Here is a 16,951-nt window from a genome sequence, read left to right on the forward strand (position 1 = left end):
GCTTAATCGCTCGGTTTTTTTATATAGCTACTAGAGTGCAGTTCAGAATACTGAAAGAATAACGACTCAATCCAGTATCCAAACGCGATTTGCGCGACGTTTACTCGTCAGGGTAGCCTTGTGGGTTATTTGACTGCCAGCGCCATGTGTCTTGCGTCATTTCATCAACCGTTCGCGTTGCTTTCCAGCCTAAATCTCTTGCCGCTTTACTTGAATCAGCCCAACACTCAGCAATATCGCCAGCACGACGTGGCGCAAATTGATACGCAATCGAGTTGCCACTAGCTTGTTCAAATGCTTGAACCATTTCCAACACACTATAGCCTTTACCAGCACCCAAATTATAGGTGTGTAGTCCCGATTTGGAGCCCACGCCATTCAATGCGGCAATGTGACCATCCGCAAGATCCATAACGTGAATGTAATCACGCACACCCGTACCATCGACGGTTGGATAGTCATTACCAAATATCGACAAGTGTTCACGACGTCCCACCGCTACTTGAGCAATAAACGGCATTAAGTTGTTTGGAATGCCTTGTGGGTCTTCACCTAGTTCACCAGAAGGATGGGAACCTACCGGGTTAAAATAGCGCAGTAGCGTGATACTCCAATCTGGGTTCGCGAGTTGGAAGTCGGTCAGACACTCTTCCACAATCAGCTTACTACGGCCATAAGGGTTGGTCGCACTGGTTGGGAAATCTTCGGTAATAGGCACAGAGGCTGGATCGCCATACACGGTAGCGGAAGAGCTAAAGATCAGGCTAGAAACACCCGCTTCACGCATTGCATCAACCAACACCAGTGTACCGTGCACATTATTATCATAATATTCAAGAGGCTTTTCTACCGACTCGCCTACGGCTTTTAGGCCAGCGAAGTGAATGACCGATTGAATATCATTGTTTTTAAGAACATCCGTGATAAAGGCTTTATCACGAATGTCACCTTGAATAAATTTAACCTCAGTACCTGTAACTTGTTTAATTCTCTTCAGTACCGATTTTTTACTATTATAAAGGTTATCAATAATAATCGGTGTCATGCCCGCCGCGAGCATTTGAATGCAGGTATGGCTGCCAATATAACCCATACCGCCTGTAACTAATACGTTCATTCTTTTGCCTTCTTATCCGTTGTCCCTCAATTATACGTCGTTTTCACAGTCAATCTCAAAGTTAAAATCAGTAATTTCCAGAGGTTTAAACATAGCGATACATTTTCGATAGCGTGCGTCGAACCGCAAAATTATTTGTCCTCCTACTTATATCACAGACCTCTGTTTATATTTTAGGTTATGGTTATTTCGCGCTTGATGGCAATAAAAGGGACAACACAATGAGTAAGCAGCAGATCACGCTTAACTGCGATATGGGTGAAAGCTATGGGCAGTGGAAGATGGGCAGTGACGAAGCCGTTATGCCGCTCATCGATATGGCGAACATTGCTTGCGGCTTTCACGCATCAGATCCCAAAACGATGGCACAAACCGTACAATTGGCGGTGCAACACAATGTGAAAATTGGTGCTCATCCCAGTTATCCCGATATGGTTGGCTTTGGTCGTCGATCACTCGCCATGCAAGCCGACGAACTGACCTACAGCATCATCTACCAAGTTGGCGCGCTTAAAGCGATGTGTGAAAGCTTTAATACTGACGTTCGCTACATCAAGCCTCATGGTGCTCTATATAACGACATGCTCAAAGATGACGAAATTTTTGAAGCCGTCATTGATGCCGTTTCCTGTTTTAATGTGCCATTAATGATGCTGGCTGTACCAAATAGCCAACCCTTTCTCGATATCGCTGATCGTTATGAAGTACCGTTATTATTTGAAGCGTTTGCTGACCGAGCCTACCTCAGCGATGGTTCACTCGCGCCTCGTCATCAACAGGGCGCAGTGTTGCATGATTGCCAAGCCGTGATCGATCAGGTAAAGCAATTGACTGAATTTGGTAAGATCCGCACGTTAGATGGCGAGACACTCGTTATCGAAGCGGATACTCTTTGTGTCCACGGTGACAACCCAAATGCAGTGAATATTCTCACGCAACTTAATAACGCAATGGGAGTAGAAGATGACCGATAAACTCACCTTTAGCTCCGTCTCTGAATGCTCCCTGTTGATCAATTTTAACCAGCCAGATAGTGCCGTTCTTTCTGCTACCATTGGCCGCGTGACTCAAGCATTCTACCAGCAGTTAAGCCACTGTATTATGAACGTCACACCTTCTTACACAACCATCTTAGTGGACTACCTTCCGCATCGAATACAGCTCATCACCTTGCAAAAACAATTAAGCGGTATTATCGAGAAGGTGCAATCAGAACCTGCAAATCAGGTTGAACGGCGTTTAATTGAATTGCCTGTTTACTACCATCCTGATGTTGGGCCTGATCTCGCGCGATTCGAACAGAGCGGCAACGATATCGAACAAACCATCGCTTTACACACCTCAACAATTTATACCGTTCAGGCAACAGGATTCGCCCCTGGCTTCGCCTTTTTAGGTGACGTTGTCACCGAAATTCAGTGCGCAAGACATGCTACACCAAGGCTACAAGTACCAAAAGGCAGTGTCGCGATAGCTGACAGTAAAACTGCTGTCTACCCCTGCGACTCCCCTGCAGGTTGGAACATAATCGGCAACTGCCCTATCGCTCTCTATGATCCAAATCAGTCACCAATGACCCCTTTCTCAATTGGTGATCAAGTCAAGTTTGTTGCCATCAATAAAGCGCACTTTTTAGAGCTTGGTGGCGTTATTTCGGAGGGTTGGTATGAATAATCAAGGATTAAGAGTACGCAAGCCTGGCGCGTTAAGCGTTATACAAGATCTCGGCCGATTTGGTTATGCACAATTGGGGCTTAGCCAAGGCGGCCCTCTTGATGAATATGCTTACAGCTGGGCGAACTTCTTACTTGGTAATCCAGTCAATTTGCCTTGCATCGAGATCACGCTCGGCCAAGCTGAATTTACCATTGAACAGGATGGTGAATTTGCTATTTGTGGCGCCGATCTAAAAGCAAGCTTAGACGATACACCATTGGAGAATTGGAGTTCCTTTTTCGCCTTTAAGGGGCAATGTTTAAGTTTCGCCCTACCCAAAAATGGTTTGCGCAGCTACCTGGCAGTCAAAGGAGGATTTTTACTCACCTCACAATTAGGCAGTTGTGCCAGTGTTGAACGTGACCAGCTTGGTGGAATCACCAATGGCAAGGCTCTGCAAGAAGGTGATCAACTGCGTTTTTCAGCGCCGAATACGCACAGTTCTTTTCAAAAGCGCCAGCTCAGTTTTCGTTTCATCCCTGACTATGATCTGCCCATCACATTACGTGTCATTGAAGGCTATCAACGTAACATTTTTTCAAAACGAGCCATTGAGCAGTTTTATCAACAAGAGTTTGAAGTCAGCGCCCATATTAACCGGATGGGTTACCGCTTAACCGGGGCTTGTATTAGCCCACCTCAGCAGAAAATGTTGAGTGAGGGGATCGCGCTCGGCGCAATTCAAATACCGCCCGATGGCGAACCGATTATTTTATTAAATGATCGTCAAACCGTAGGTGGTTATCCCAAGATAGGTTGTATTTCGCGCATTGATTTACCAAGGCTTGCTCAAGCAAAGCCAGGGCAAAAAGTGCGTTTTGTCAAAGGACAGCTACAAGAGTTGCAATCGGACTGGGTTCAATGGGCCAATTACTTTGGTTATTAATTACTGTGGTTACTAATTCCTTCGGTTGTGATAACACCTACATATAACCAAACGGCCTGCTAATGCAGGCCGTTTGTGCTGACTTTTTACTCTGAGTATCTCAAATACTAATGCCCATATACTTGAGCAAGTTCGGCAGGATAACCACGCTCTCGCGCCAGCAACTGCGCCTTTTCTACCACCTGAGACTCAGTTAGCGCACAGCTGATTGGATGCAGATCTTCAATGCTCATTTTCCTCGGCTCATCATTGATTGCTTCCTTGGACTGGCCAACCAACTGCCATTGTTCAACAATTTTACACGCCGCTTCAAGTGCCGATGAACCTTTTACAACCTCAATACGGGCATAATGCTCACCAGCAAATGAAACATCGGCAGCACGTAGAGTTTCATCATTTCCGGGGATCTGTTGCGCTCCAAATAAAGGTAAGCCAAACTCGATTGCATCAGCGTAGCTCGGTACAAAACGACTCATATGCTCAATCGCTTTATTACTGCGCTCAACCCGTACCGATTCACGCCAACCTTGACTGATCTTATTCACCAGCGGCGCAGGCAGTTGCGGTTGAGAAGATTGATGACAAGACCCCACTAAGCCATCTTCAAACAGAGTGACCTCTTTTGTCATGCCGTGTAACTGGAAAATTGAACTTGGGTAAGGCGTCAGTTGAGCCATTCCATTTGGCGTGCCACGAGGACCATGGAAAATCACTTCAGGCCACATTTGTTGATTGCTCGCCCACTTCGTGACATACGCCGCTTTAAATTCGACCATTCGTTGGCGAGGAGTATTTGCTAAATCATCAACAATACCCGTCTCAAAACCACAGGCGTTAATAACGTAATCATAATGATGCTGATAGCGCACCTGACCGTCATCCATGGTCAACAACCACTGCATACCCGATGGGGTCATGTCGACCAATTGAGTGTTCAGTTTCATCTGACAATTAGGCAGTTGCTCTAGCGCCAGCATTGCAGACGCGGCAATACGAAAAACGCTCCAACCATATTCGTTTACCGATACCACGGGATAATGAATGGCGTCTAAGTCCGCTTGTTGAGCGAATGGAATTAGCCACTCATCGTGATCTTGTGGCTCTGCACGTTGCTCGCGCAGCTTGAGTTGGTCTAAATCTTCACGAGAATACAATTTGAAGTATTGCTCTGGCTCGCCCAGTACACGGTTTGCCTCATCCTGCTCAACTAAATCTTGATATACAGCACGAATTTGCTCTAAACGCGGCAACAGCTCATTTGGGTCACCCCCATCGCTATGGGGTACCACAATCAAAGTCGGGCGTTTGTTTAGGGTATGAGGGTAAAGGCGAACAGAGTCGATCGACTGTCTGAGTAGCTGAACACACTGCTCCAGCGAGATCTCTCTGTACAAATTTCCACCAGCGTGTAAGTGACAGATTGGCGGGCCACTGATTAAACTTGAGCTTTTTTCAATGAGATCAACCTCAATGCCCTGTTCTGCAAGGTGTAATGCAGTGGTTGCTCCCGCAATACCACCACCGATAACCGCAACTTTAGTCGGTTTATCTTGATCAATATTTAATGTCATTTAGATCAGTAATTCATTCTTTCTGATGGTATTTTACTGGCTTTATGCCGTTATGAAAATCACATTTTTAGCAAGGTAATTTTCACGTATTTTCAGGGAAAAAATTCGAAAAAAAGCTTGACGCATTTTTTGCAAATTCGCGAAATTCCCCCTGTGTGAATAATTAAAATCCGCCAAAGGCGGGTTTTATTGGCTTAGCACGATGGGCAGCTTTCCACGCCCAAAGAGTTATCCCTAACTTTATCCACAAGTTCTGTGGGTAACTACTTAGTTTGACCTACTCAATGTTAGCTAAAGTCTTTATTTATAGGGATTAATAGCCGTTTTATTAGACTGTTAACAACCACGGCCAGTGTACAAAATGCCAACACTGGCAGCCAGATCCATAGTGAATAATGCAGTTGATTTTCAAGATCAAAACCGATTCTCATGATCGCCGCGACAATGATCTCCGCCCCCAAGATAGCGATAATGCCCGCGACCAGCGCCATGACGCCATATTCAGCCCATATCGTCCTAATCACTCGTTTTTTACTGGCCCCCAGAGTGCGATAAAGTTGAATTTCATTTTGTCGCTGGCCAAGGCTTAAACGCAATAAGGTAAAAATCAACAAAGCGCCCGCGATAACACTCAGCGATGCCAACAAAGTAATTGCCCACACTATCTGACCGACCAATTGCTGAATCTTGGCGCCCATCACACGAATATCCATTAAGCTTACCGTTGGATGCTGGCGTGAAAGTGTATTAAGCAACTGATCATGTTGTTGCTCCACGCGAAAACTGACTAAATAGGTGGCCGGTATTTGCTTCAACACGTCCGGAGTAAAAATAAAGTAGAAGTTAGGCTTCATATCTCGCCACTCAACCTGACGGATAGAGTCCACTCTTGCCACCACGGTTTGGCTATTGATAATAAAACCTAGCTCATCACCCAATTTAAGCCCTAAATCGGTTGCAACCTCAGTTTCAACCGACACACCACCGCTTGGCTGCCAATCTCCCTCAAGCAATTCATTGTGGGCAGGGATCGCTTCAGCAAAGGTAAAGTTAATTTCACGACGTAAGGAATCGCTCCCCTCACCACCTTGTGAATATTCCATCGCAGCGCGCTGGTTTATGGTGGCGACTCGCCCACGAATAATCGGATAAGCCTCTGAACGCTCAATCGCCTCAGCATCTAATGTCGCAAGATAACTCTCTTTTTCATAAGGGGCGATATTCAAAGCAAACGCATTCGGCGCATTATCGGGTAACGTTCTCTGCCAATCAGACAGCAAGTCAGTTCTAACCAACCACATTACCGCCAACAACATAAGCGATAACGACAGTGCGCCAAATTGGATGCCACTGCTCATTAGGGAGCGATTGATCCGACTCAACGCCAGTTTGAACTCGGCATTTAGTGGTAATTTCGCCATCGCGCGGGTGATAAAGATGCTGACCAACGCTAAGATGACAAACAATATCATCATTCCACCCAGCACTAACCACACCAGTAAGTTGTCACGATATACCACTAACATTGGTAGCACGGGCACCAGCAATAAAGCATAGCGTGTGCGCCCCACTCGCTGTTGCGACGATTGCATCACATTGACCGCATTGACATTAATCAGCTTTATCAACGGAATGCCTAAGGCCGGAATAGCGATGAGCACACTCGTTGCCACCGCAATAAGTGCAGGCGCAATCCCATAGGAAGGCAACGGACTCGGCAACAAATCCGCCAAAGGAATACGCAGCAGATATTCAAGACCAATACCCAACAGGCAACCTAAGAACGAGGCGACTGCGAGCAATATCAACACTTGGATGGTCAACCAATGAATGATCCAGCGTTTACTCGCACCCAAACTTTTTAGCATCGCGATGGTTTTTAGACGAGTCGATACATAATGCTGACACGTTAACACTAATGTGGTCGCCGCCATGATCACCACGATCGCCACCGTCAGAGAAAGATACTGCTCAGTGCGTTGAAACACTTCATTAGTTCTGCTGGCACTGTTCTGATCTCGCCAAGAATCGCTTGGCGTTAATTCGATACTATCCTGCAACGCGGATATCTGCTCATCGCTGCCGTTGAAATAGTAGTTGTAACGCACTCGGCTACCAAGCTGTATAGCCCCGGTCTTCTCGAGGTCATCTTGATGAATATACGCGGATGGCATTTGTTGAAATGGATTAAAGCTCAATCCCGGCTCTTCGACGACGCGCCCTGTAATAACAAAATCCGCGTCCCCGAGCGTGATGCTATCGCCTTGCTGAACTTTTAGCTGATTAAATAGACGCTCATCCAGCCACAATTGATTGCGCAAGACACGGTTTTCACTCTTTTCACCATTTGCTAACTTGAGCTCGCCTTGCAGCGGATAACGCGAATCAACCGCTTTAACAGTCACTAACTTCATTTCTTGCTCACTAAAAGCCATCGTGGCAAAGCGCGTCAATACTGAGGAGTCTAACTGTAGGGTAATGGCCTGTGCTTTCAATTTATCCGGAATAGGATTGGACGAACTATAAATAGTATCCGCGGTGAGTGCTTCTTTGCCCTGCTTAACCACCACTTGTTCCATACGCTCAGCCAACGCGGCCAGCGCAAAGATTGCGGCAATAATCAGAGTTAAAGCAATCGACACTGGCCATAACTGTCCTTGACGGATCTCTTTACTGCTCCACTTAAAGAGCTGAAGATTCAGATGACCTTGAGTAAGCTTTGTCATTACTTAATCTCCAATTTACCCGCCTGAATCGTAAAAATGCGGTCACAGCGGGCGGCGAGCTGCATATCATGAGTCACCAGCACCAATGTCGTGCCATGACGCAGGTTAAGCTCAAACAGCAACTCCACCACTTTTTCCGCCGTGTGTTGATCAAGGTTTCCTGTCGGCTCATCGGCAAATAGGATCTGCGGCTCAGTCATAAAAGCACGAGCAAGCGCGACGCGTTGTTGCTCTCCGCCAGACAGTTGTGCAGGGGAATGATGGATGCGCTGCGCCAACCCAACCGATTCAAGTAAGGAAATGGCCCGTGCTTTGTCTTGCTCTTCCCCTTTGAGCAAACAAGGCAAAGTGACATTATCAAGCGCAGATAAACTCGGGATTAACAAAAAACTCTGGAACACAAAACCGATCGATTGGCTACGAATTCCGGCTCGAGCCTCATCATCTAGGCTTGATAGTGGTTGGCCAAGTAATTCAACTTCACCGGCGGTCGGCGTATCTAGCCCAGCCAACAATGTCATGAGTGTCGATTTACCCGCGCCAGAAGTGCCGACAATCGCGACACTTTCACCCGCTTGGATCTCAAGGTTAATATCATCAAGGATTGTCAAATGTTCTTGATTGGTGGAAACTATCTTTCCTAAAGATATAGCTTTTATCACGGATGTTTGCATGCTACGACTTCTTTCCTTAGTTCTCGCGTTACTCGCGACCATTCCAGCTAGTGCAACGACGCTGCTGATATTAGGCGATAGCCTTAGTGCAGGCTATCAGATGCCAATTGAAAAAGCTTGGCCTAGTTTATTACCAAATGTGATGGCCGATAAAGGCAAATCACTGACTATCGTTAACAGCAGTATCTCAGGTGATACTACAGGGAACGGGTTAGCGCGCTTGCCACAATTACTCACTCAATATCAACCTCACTATGTGCTAATTGAGCTCGGTGCAAATGATGGGCTGCGAGGCTTTCCCCCTAATCTTATTGCCACCAACCTAACCTCCATCATCAATGCCATTAAGGCATCACAAGCCACGCCTATCTTGATGCAAATCCATATCCTACCCAATTATGGAAAACGCTATACACAAGCCTTCTCAGATTTGTATCCAAATGTCGCGCAGCAGCAAAATGTCTCACTTATTCCGTTTTTTCTTGAGCCTATTTTACGCGACAACCCGCAATGGATGATGAGCGATGGCTTGCACCCAAAAGCAGAGGCGCAACCTTGGATCGCAGAATTTGTTTCTGAACAGTTAATAAACCGTCTCTAATTGCCTTAGCGCAAAAAACTCCGCGTCACTTTAGGCTAAATTAAACGCTTAAGCTGTTGCTTTTGGAGAACTAAATGATAATTAAACCAGAAATATCCGGCGTCATCGCTCGTAGTGCGCATCCTCTTGGCTGTGAAAAAGCCATCTTAAATCAAATTGATTACGTGAAACACGCTAAGCCGATCACCAACGGGCCTAAACGTGTTCTCATCATTGGGGCATCTTCTGGTTTTGGCCTTGCCGCGCGTATCGCATTGACGTTCGGGGGAGCTCAAGCGGATACAATTGGTGTTTCTTTTGAGCGAGGCCCATCAGACAAAGGCGTCGGTAGCGCTGGCTTCTACAATAATCTCTATTTTCGTGAACACGCTCAGAACGAAGGTCGTATCGCAATTAATATTGATGGCGATGCCTTCTCTACGCAAACCAAAGAGAGCGTGATCGAAGCTATCGAAACGTATTTTGAGGGTGAAGTCGACTTAATTATCTACAGTGTCGCCAGTGGTCTACGTCCCAATTACCAAACGGGTGAGATGTGGCGCTCTGCGATCAAACCGATCGGTCAAGCCGTTGCTGGTGCATCTGTATCGCTTGAGCACGATCAATGGCTAGAATCGACATTAGAGCCAGCAACAGAACAAGAGATCGATGGCACACTTAAAGTGATGGGCGGCGAAGATTGGGAAGCTTGGGTCGATACTCTGATTAACTCTGAATCCATTGCTGAAGGCTGCAAAACGGTCGCATTCTCTTATATCGGTTCGGATCTAACCCATCCTATCTACCTTGATGGCACGCTAGGCCGCGCGAAAGTGGACTTACATCAAACCAGTCACTCGCTGAACCTCAAGCTTGCCAACTTCAGTGGTGGTGCCTATGCCAGTGTTTGTAAAGCGCTCGTGACCAAAGCGAGTGTTTTCATTCCTGGTCTCACTCCTTACTTAATCGCCCTCTATAAAGTGATGAAACAAAATGGTACTCACGAAGGATGTATCGAACAGATGCAACGACTGTTTACCACCAAACTGTATGGTTGTGACAAAGTGCCCGTTGATGGCGAACGCCTAATTCGTATCGACGATCTTGAGCTCAATCCAGAAACACAAGCACAAGTTCATCAGTTGGTAGAATCGATGAACGCCAACAACTTCCAGCAATTGGGTGATTACGCAGGCCTAAAACAAGAGTTCATGCAGCTCAATGGTTTTGGGCTGGCTGATGTTGATTACAACAAAAAAGTCGATATTCAGGACATTATCTCAAAGTACAATTGTCTGGCCGACAGTCTGATATAACCAATTTTTAACCTTGGTTCGCTCAATGAGCGTCTCATTTTTGAGATGACCGCCATTACCGTATAGCCCCCAACATAATTTGGGGGCTTTTTTGTTAAAGTAGCCCACAGATTACAAAAGGAAATTTCCGTCTATTATTAAAAGATGAGCATGGAGTGCACACTTTTGGCCTTCGCCAAAAAGGACTGTTTTTATATGTCAAAAATTAATACTAACAAATTAGTCATACCCGATGAGATGACTCAAAGTTGGCAAAATATTGTCAACTTACTTGCTGAGATCGTTTCAGCACCAGCTGCCTTAATAATGAGAATTCATCCCGATGTCATCGAAGTAGTTTCGAGCAATAATAACGCCAAGCATCCTTATGCTATTGGTGATAGCGAAACGCTCGGCCAAGGTCTCTACTGTGAGTATGTCATTGAACAACAGCAAGCACTCGAGGTGCCCAATGCGCTTGCTGATCCGATCTGGGATAGCAATCCCGATATCAAACTGGGTATGGTCGCCTATTGCGGATTCCCGATTAACTGGCCGAATGGCAAACCGTTTGGCACTATCTGCGTGTTAGATTCGCAAACAAAATCTCTCACAACGACCTATAAGGATCTGCTACAAAATTTCCGTGACGCGATTCAATCACAATTGGTGACTCTTTATCAAAACGAAAAACTCAAGCTGCTCAACGCCGAATTGAAATCTCGCGTCAGTACGCGCACTCAAGACTTAGTTGACCTCAATTTCTCATTAAACATGGAAATTGATAAACGCCGCGCAGCTGAACAAAAAATCTTGTACCATCAAAAACACGATTTAGGCACTGGATTTCTCAATCGAAATTCGCTTGAGTTTGAAGCAGATCAAATGATCAAATCGCACTCTGAACAGCCTGAATTTCAAGCAGCTGCAATCCACATTGGTTTTACTAACGGTAAGTTACTGCAAACCAAACATGGGTATGGCGTGTGGGAGAACATTCTGGTTAAGTTTCGCGAGCGACTTGGCGATCTCAACCAATTTCATGTAAAAACGGCACGACCAACCTCAACCGAGCTGGTCCTGTTGGTTCAGTCCAATCGTCTTAGTGAACACATCAACGATTTATGCCAACAGTTATTAACCATCAGCCACTCAGAATTTGAAGTTGATGGCGAGAATCATCACCTGCACTGCTACATCGGTATAAGTACTACTGACGACGCAGCTTCTGGACATCTGTTATTGAAATACGCATCCGGAGCGATGCATTCCTGTAAGGATTCTGGCCATAAATACAGCTTCCACTCGCATGATATTTCCGCATTGCAAACCGACATCAATCAACTAGAAAGTTACCTATTGCAAGCGGTACGAAGTGAAGACCTATTGCTCTATTTTCAACCAAAGGTATCGCCACTTAATCACAAATGGACTGGAGCCGAAGCTTTGTTGCGTTGGCGACATCCAATTCTTGGCGATATATCCAATGAAACGCTGATCCATATGGCAGAGCAAAATGGTCTTATTTTCGAAGTGGGCACATTTGTACTGCGTTCAGCGATCCAAAAGGCGTCAGAATGGGCAACCCATGTGAAAGATTTTAAAATTGCGGTCAACATTTCTGCTGTACAACTCAAGAACCCCCACTTCGCTGAACAAATTGAAGATTTATTGATCGCCTATCAACTGCCACCGGAATATTTGGAATTAGAAGTCACCGAAAGCAGCTTAATTGCCGACGAAGTGATGGCGAAGAATTCTTTATTGGCGTTACATAAGCTGGGCGTCACGCTCTCTTTGGATGATTTTGGCACTGGCTACTCTTCGTTCAATTACCTCAAAAAATTTCCCTTTGATGCCATCAAAGTCGATAAAAGTTTTATTCAACAATTGGATAATTGCCAAGAAGACAAAGAAATCGTTCGCTCCATCATTGCGGTGGCGAAAAAACTCAACCTCTCCGTCACCGTTGAGGGAATAGAGAGTCGGTTACATGAAGAGTTTATCATCGAGGAAGGCTGTGAATTCGGCCAAGGTTTCTACTATGGGAAACCAATGCCATGCGACGAATTTGAAATCAATTTATTAAGTCAAAACTATTTTCAAGCGAGCTAGACTCGTTATCTCATAGAAAAATGCCCTACGAGACAAACGAATGGCGATAAAATGTTAAGAATCACCGCTTGAGCTTTACTCTGTGCCAAGCGGTTCCTATAATCCACGCCTTTACCGACATTCCTAATGTGAGTTCTTTATGGATCAGCTAATCGCGACCCTAAAAAAAATCGAAAAACAGAACTATCGCGCGTATCACCAAATCAAAGGTCAGTACGACCTAACCGATTTCACGCTATTTGTTGATCACGTTCAAGCTGACCCATTTGCTTCTGCTTCACGTTTCCGCGCCTTCCGCCCATGGTCTTTAACCGGCTTAGATTGGCTAAAAGAGAAGTCTCCGGCCTATCAAATCGCCGCACGCGATTTCATTGCTCGTACTTTCTCAGAATTTGCGAAACAAGAATCTCACGTTAGCATCGCGCTGCATGGCCAAACTGTACTCGACTCAACCGCAGTGGTATTCACTGAAGAAGGTATCGAGCTACGTTTCCGCGTTAACCTACCCGCGGAAGGCCGTTCAGTACTCGGTAAAAAGTCAATCAACATTCTTACCTTCCATTTACCTAAATTTGTCCGCCGCGCGACCATTGCTCGTGAGATTGATATCGCCGCGTTAGAGCGTCATTGCCAAGTAATAGAAGATCAAGAAGCCTTACGCGAGCAGTTAGAAAAAAATAACCTGATTGCTTTCATTGGCAATGGTTCTGTTCTACCTCGTCTTGCCGGTAACTGCGATCTACCGATGAAAGATGCGGTTGAATTTGTTGCCCCCAAGTCACTGCAAGTGACGTTAGAGACGCCTAACCAAGGGCCTGTGACTGGTCTTGGTATTCCGAAAGGCATTACATTGATCGTAGGTGGTGGTTTCCACGGTAAATCGACCCTACTGACCGCTATTGAGCGTTCGATCTACAACCATATTCCTGGTGATGGCCGTGAGCGCATTGTTACCAACCTTGATGCGATGAAAATTCGCGCCGAAGATGGTCGCAGTGTTCACAACTTAAACCTATCAAACTACATCAACCATTTGCCAATGGGTAAAGATACCGCAGACTTCTCAACCCAAGACGCCTCTGGTTCAACCTCTCAAGCAGCATGGTTACAAGAATCGATTGAATCTGGTGCGCGTGGTTTATTGATTGATGAAGATACGTCAGCAACTAACTTCATGATCCGTGATGAACGCATGCAAGCACTGGTTAGCAAGGGCGCTGAGCCAATTACCCCTTTAGTTGACCGCATTGGCCAATTGCGCTCTGAATTGGATATCTCAACCATCGTCGTTATGGGTGGCTCTGGTGACTATTTGGATGTCGCAGACACGGTAATTCAAATGCACGACTACCAACCTGTTGACGTAACCGAAAAAGCGCAACAAGTTATTGCACAGCACCCTACCCAGCGTTGTAACGAAAGTGAAAGCCCACTTGAAACATTCCGTCCTCGCGCTCTTAATGGTGCGGCTCTGCAAGCGATTTTGCTGGATGGTAAGTTCCGAGTGTCAGGTAAAGGCACGGAATCTCTACGTTTTGGTAAAGAGTTCGCGGACATCTCAGCCCTTGAGCAACTTCAATCTAGCTCTGAAGTGAATGCGATCGGTTGGCTTTGGTTCCAACTTGCTCAACTACCGGGTTGGACAACCAATCCAGCCAAAGAAATTGCGCAAATGATCTCAGGTGATTGGCATCAAACAATGCCAAAACAGGGCGATCTTGCCAAACCACGTGTTTTGGATGTGATGGCGGCGCTAAACCGACTGCGTAAAGCGCAATTTAAAGCAGCCAAATAAAGTAGCCCGATTTTTATCGACTTCTTACGACAAAGCGCCCAAATAAGGGCGCTTTGTTTATTAGATTCGTGCATATAAATCATCACACTCTCAATACATGCCATGCTTCACACACCAAGCGAAATTGGTCAGTATTGCCATTTTGTCGATCGGGATGCCATTTTAAGGCGAGTTTACGCCACTTCTTACGAATTTCACTATCACTCGCGCCTTCATTGAGCTCAAACAGCCGCAACGCTTTAACTCGATCTAATGTTCCAGTTCGTTGTGTTTGCTGTCCGACATATTCACGATAACGCGTCCAAAATTCATTGAGCAGACGTTTAATTTCACCTTCCTCAGCTTCGTAATTACTCCACTGCGTATAGTAATCTCGCAGAGGGTCTTGCGGATCAATATGGTATTGCTGACCTTGATGACAATTAGGCAGTAATGCTATATCCATCGCCTCTACTTGCACCCAACGATCGGGATAGAGAGTTTCTTGTAGTTGGTACAGCGCATTCATGATTAAAAAATTGCGCTTAAATAAATCTTTATCAGGACGAGAATCGAGGACGGGCATCAACTCTTTTTCGCTCAAATGCGCGGCTAATATATGCACTTTCCAACCTGTCGGCTTCTTACGCAATACCTCCAATATCGGCCACAACAGCGGATTTTCGATTTCACACAGTGTGGCTAGGCCATATTGTTGATTCATAGCGTCCTAATAAAAATGACATATTTAGTATTGATTATAGTAGCTTACCCTTGCACCAAGCTATGATTCAACTGCCACTGCGCCATTTTTTACAACAGTTTGAAGCAACGCCTCAACTTAACCTTTTTACGAATGAGTCAATCTTACCAAAGCAATCATACCCTCAGTCTAAATTGCTCGGTTTAAAAATTAATTGAACACTGTTTTATTGTTGGTTATGCTTAACTAAAGCTGATTAGTATTAATCAGTACCAAGTTTTAGGTTCAGAAAATTTAAGGACAAAGTAATGTCTCAACATCACAGCCTCATCACATTAAAGGCACTAACCGTACTCTACATTGCGGTGTTTATTTTTGCGGGCATCGAGCCTGTTTCGCGCGCCGTCTGGGTTGCTGAGATCATTCCTGTGATCGCTGTTTTAGGTATAATTTGGTGGGTAGCACGCCACTACGTTTTCTCCAACACCGCCTATATCTTAATGTTTGTTTGGATTTGTTTGCATACCATCGGCTCTAAATATACCTTTGCTGAGGTACCGTTTGATTGGTTTAATCAACTCATTGGCTCAGATGAACGAAACCAGTTTGATCGAGTCGCTCACTATTCGATTGGCTTCTACGCCTACCCCATTGCGGAATACCTTATCCGTCGCAATATCATCAAACCCGTTTTTGCCTGCCTCTTCGGCCTCTTTTCCATTATGTCACTGGCTGCTGGCTATGAAATCATCGAATGGTGGTATGCAGAGGTAGCGGGCGGTGAGGAAGGTATCGCATTTCTAGGCTCACAGGGTGATATTTGGGATGCACAAAAAGATATGCTGATGGATACATTGGGTGCCATCAGCGCACTCACACTACTTGGTTTTCAACGGCACGTGTTTTCGTCTAACCATGCTAAATAAGGGTTAAACCCTTCCGTAAACGGTAATTTAACCACTTGAGGAGTATCGTAATCATGCTCCTCAACAATCAGAGTTTCTAGTGCTCGGTAACAACGTTGCGTTGTTTTCATCACCAGTAACCATTCCTCATCAATACAAACTTCATCTTGCCAAACATAATGGCTCTCTATTGGCATACTTTGAATACAAGCAGCCAATTGCTCCCGTAATACGGCATGAATTAAGGCTTGTTTATTGCTTTTACTATTTGTGGTGGTTAATACAATACAAAAGGTATCTGGCATAAGATTTCTCCGTAAGCTCTGCAGGATTATTTTTTAGTCGACAACAGCAGTGCTAAAAAGCTGACAAAATTCACACAAGTTAATTCTTGACGTGAAATATGATTTCAAGAAAATAATCAAGCACCTTATCAAGACATGGCTCGCAAAAATAAAACGAATAACACGTGATTGACGTTAGTTTAGAGCCGCTAGGCTAGAATTAAATTGCACACGGGAAGTTTAGCCCGTACGCTACTGAAAAATAAATATTAAATAATAAATAACGCCAATATGGCGATTAATGCCTATTTTGTTCGCTTCGCACCGGAGAAGAAATGAAAGAAAATAAAGCCTCAACTATTGATCACCAATGTTGCCCACTATGTGGCAGCGATGAATACCTAATGTCGGGCTCAGGCTCTTTACTTTGCGCCGAATGTGGATCTTTTTTTGAAAACGTCCATCAAGTGATTAGCAGTGAAACGTTGCATGTAATAAGTGCCGTACCTATATACTTCAGCCACAGCTCGCTGATGAACTAATCTTTCGTTCAACTAAATTCAAACAATATAAAAAAAGCCTACCGGTACCGTTTACGTTTATTA

Annotated in this window: 14 protein-coding genes; 8 read left to right on the plus strand and 6 right to left on the minus strand. The window is 45.1% G+C overall.

What is annotated here, in order from left to right; genetic code table 11:
- Positions 1 to 100 precede the first annotated feature (100 nt).
- Entirely contained in the window at positions 101 to 1,117 is a 1,017-nt protein-coding gene (gene galE / locus RH86_RS02155) for a UDP-glucose 4-epimerase GalE (RefSeq protein WP_009384686.1), read from the minus strand.
- Positions 1,118 to 1,338: 221 nt separating this feature from the next.
- Here galE and RH86_RS02160 point away from each other — a divergent pair, with 221 nt between their 5' ends.
- From RH86_RS02160 to RH86_RS02170, 3 genes are read left to right on the plus strand one after another with little or no spacing between them, the layout of a single operon-like run.
- A complete protein-coding gene (locus RH86_RS02160; RefSeq protein ID WP_009384687.1) occupies positions 1,339 to 2,091 on the plus strand; it encodes a 5-oxoprolinase subunit PxpA in 753 nt (250 codons plus the stop codon).
- On the plus strand, positions 2,081 to 2,791 hold the full coding sequence (locus RH86_RS02165) for a 5-oxoprolinase subunit B family protein (RefSeq protein ID WP_009384688.1): 711 nt from the start codon (positions 2,081 to 2,083) through the stop codon (positions 2,789 to 2,791). Before RH86_RS02160 ends, RH86_RS02165 begins: the two co-directional genes overlap by 11 nt.
- A complete protein-coding gene (locus RH86_RS02170; protein WP_009384689.1) occupies positions 2,784 to 3,719 on the plus strand; it encodes a biotin-dependent carboxyltransferase family protein in 936 nt (311 codons plus the stop codon). Before RH86_RS02165 ends, RH86_RS02170 begins: the two co-directional genes overlap by 8 nt.
- A gap of 107 nt (positions 3,720 to 3,826) precedes the next feature.
- On the opposite strand, the gene RH86_RS02175 is transcribed toward RH86_RS02170, so the two are convergent.
- From RH86_RS02175 to RH86_RS02185, 3 genes are all read right to left on the minus strand, one after another.
- Positions 3,827 to 5,290, minus strand: a complete 1,464-nt coding sequence (locus tag RH86_RS02175; protein WP_009384691.1) for an FAD-dependent oxidoreductase — start codon at positions 5,288 to 5,290, stop codon at positions 3,827 to 3,829.
- 287 nt (positions 5,291 to 5,577) lie between these two features.
- On the minus strand, positions 5,578 to 8,016 hold the full coding sequence (locus tag RH86_RS02180) for an ABC transporter permease (RefSeq protein WP_009384693.1): 2,439 nt from the start codon (positions 8,014 to 8,016) through the stop codon (positions 5,578 to 5,580).
- Complete coding sequence (locus tag RH86_RS02185) at positions 8,016 to 8,690, minus strand: ABC transporter ATP-binding protein (protein WP_009384695.1); 675 nt, start codon at positions 8,688 to 8,690, stop codon at positions 8,016 to 8,018. The genes RH86_RS02180 and RH86_RS02185 overlap by 1 nt, the downstream gene beginning before the upstream one ends.
- Here RH86_RS02185 and RH86_RS02190 point away from each other — a divergent pair.
- The 4 genes from RH86_RS02190 to RH86_RS02205 all read left to right on the plus strand — a co-directional run bounded on the left by RH86_RS02190 (position 8,689) and on the right by RH86_RS02205 (position 14,475).
- Entirely contained in the window at positions 8,689 to 9,291 is a 603-nt protein-coding gene (locus RH86_RS02190) for an arylesterase (protein WP_009384697.1), read from the plus strand. The genes RH86_RS02185 and RH86_RS02190 overlap by 2 nt on opposite strands.
- 74 nt (positions 9,292 to 9,365) lie before the next feature.
- On the plus strand, positions 9,366 to 10,586 hold the full coding sequence (gene fabV / locus RH86_RS02195) for an enoyl-ACP reductase FabV (RefSeq protein ID WP_009384699.1): 1,221 nt from the start codon (positions 9,366 to 9,368) through the stop codon (positions 10,584 to 10,586).
- 195 nt (positions 10,587 to 10,781) lie between these two features.
- The gene (locus RH86_RS02200) at positions 10,782 to 12,680 is read left to right on the plus strand and encodes an EAL domain-containing protein (RefSeq protein WP_009384701.1); all 1,899 of its coding nucleotides are present in this window, start codon (positions 10,782 to 10,784) and stop codon (positions 12,678 to 12,680) included.
- Between the two features lie 139 nt (positions 12,681 to 12,819).
- Positions 12,820 to 14,475 carry an ABC-ATPase domain-containing protein gene (locus RH86_RS02205; protein WP_009384703.1) on the plus strand — a complete coding sequence of 552 codons (1,656 nt, stop codon included), beginning with the start codon at positions 12,820 to 12,822 and terminating at the stop codon, positions 14,473 to 14,475.
- A gap of 82 nt (positions 14,476 to 14,557) precedes the next feature.
- Here RH86_RS02205 and RH86_RS02210 read toward each other — a convergent pair whose 3' ends face one another.
- Positions 14,558 to 15,178, minus strand: coding sequence for a DNA-J related domain-containing protein (locus tag RH86_RS02210; protein ID WP_009384705.1), 621 nt, complete (start codon positions 15,176 to 15,178; stop codon positions 14,558 to 14,560).
- Between the two features lie 287 nt (positions 15,179 to 15,465).
- Between RH86_RS02210 and RH86_RS02215 the strand changes: the two genes are divergently transcribed.
- Positions 15,466 to 16,083: a DUF2238 domain-containing protein gene (locus RH86_RS02215; RefSeq protein ID WP_009384708.1), complete on the plus strand. Its 618-nt coding sequence runs from the start codon at positions 15,466 to 15,468 to the stop codon at positions 16,081 to 16,083.
- Here RH86_RS02215 and cutA read toward each other — a convergent pair.
- Positions 16,047 to 16,367 (minus strand): divalent-cation tolerance protein CutA, encoded by a 321-nt coding sequence (cutA, locus tag RH86_RS02220; protein WP_009384710.1) that lies wholly within the window; start codon positions 16,365 to 16,367, stop codon positions 16,047 to 16,049. The genes RH86_RS02215 and cutA overlap by 37 nt on opposite strands.
- Between the last annotated feature and the right edge of the window lie 584 nt (positions 16,368 to 16,951).

Source organism: Vibrio sp. N418, assembly GCF_000222565.1.
Taxonomy (GTDB): domain Bacteria; phylum Pseudomonadota; class Gammaproteobacteria; order Enterobacterales; family Vibrionaceae; genus Vibrio; species Vibrio scophthalmi.

Bases quoted from the DNA above. Each gene is read 5' to 3' on its own strand.
- galE (WP_009384686.1), bottom strand. From the start codon at position 1,117: ATGAACGTATTAGTTACAGGCGGTATGGGTTATATTGGCAGCCATACC.
- RH86_RS02175 (WP_009384691.1), bottom strand. From the start codon at position 5,290: ATGACATTAAATATTGATCAAGATAAACCGACTAAAGTTGCGGTTATC.
- RH86_RS02200 (WP_009384701.1), top strand. From the start codon at position 10,782: ATGTCAAAAATTAATACTAACAAATTAGTCATACCCGATGAGATGACT.
- RH86_RS02205 (WP_009384703.1), top strand. From the start codon at position 12,820: ATGGATCAGCTAATCGCGACCCTAAAAAAAATCGAAAAACAGAACTAT.
- RH86_RS02210 (WP_009384705.1), bottom strand. From the start codon at position 15,178: ATGAATCAACAATATGGCCTAGCCACACTGTGTGAAATCGAAAATCCG.
- cutA (WP_009384710.1), bottom strand. From the start codon at position 16,367: ATGCCAGATACCTTTTGTATTGTATTAACCACCACAAATAGTAAAAGC.
- RH86_RS02190 (WP_009384697.1), top strand. From the start codon at position 8,689: ATGCTACGACTTCTTTCCTTAGTTCTCGCGTTACTCGCGACCATTCCA.
- RH86_RS02165 (WP_009384688.1), top strand. From the start codon at position 2,081: ATGACCGATAAACTCACCTTTAGCTCCGTCTCTGAATGCTCCCTGTTG.
- RH86_RS02215 (WP_009384708.1), top strand. From the start codon at position 15,466: ATGTCTCAACATCACAGCCTCATCACATTAAAGGCACTAACCGTACTC.
- RH86_RS02170 (WP_009384689.1), top strand. From the start codon at position 2,784: ATGAATAATCAAGGATTAAGAGTACGCAAGCCTGGCGCGTTAAGCGTT.
- fabV (WP_009384699.1), top strand. From the start codon at position 9,366: ATGATAATTAAACCAGAAATATCCGGCGTCATCGCTCGTAGTGCGCAT.
- RH86_RS02160 (WP_009384687.1), top strand. From the start codon at position 1,339: ATGAGTAAGCAGCAGATCACGCTTAACTGCGATATGGGTGAAAGCTAT.
- RH86_RS02185 (WP_009384695.1), bottom strand. From the start codon at position 8,690: ATGCAAACATCCGTGATAAAAGCTATATCTTTAGGAAAGATAGTTTCC.
- RH86_RS02180 (WP_009384693.1), bottom strand. From the start codon at position 8,016: ATGACAAAGCTTACTCAAGGTCATCTGAATCTTCAGCTCTTTAAGTGG.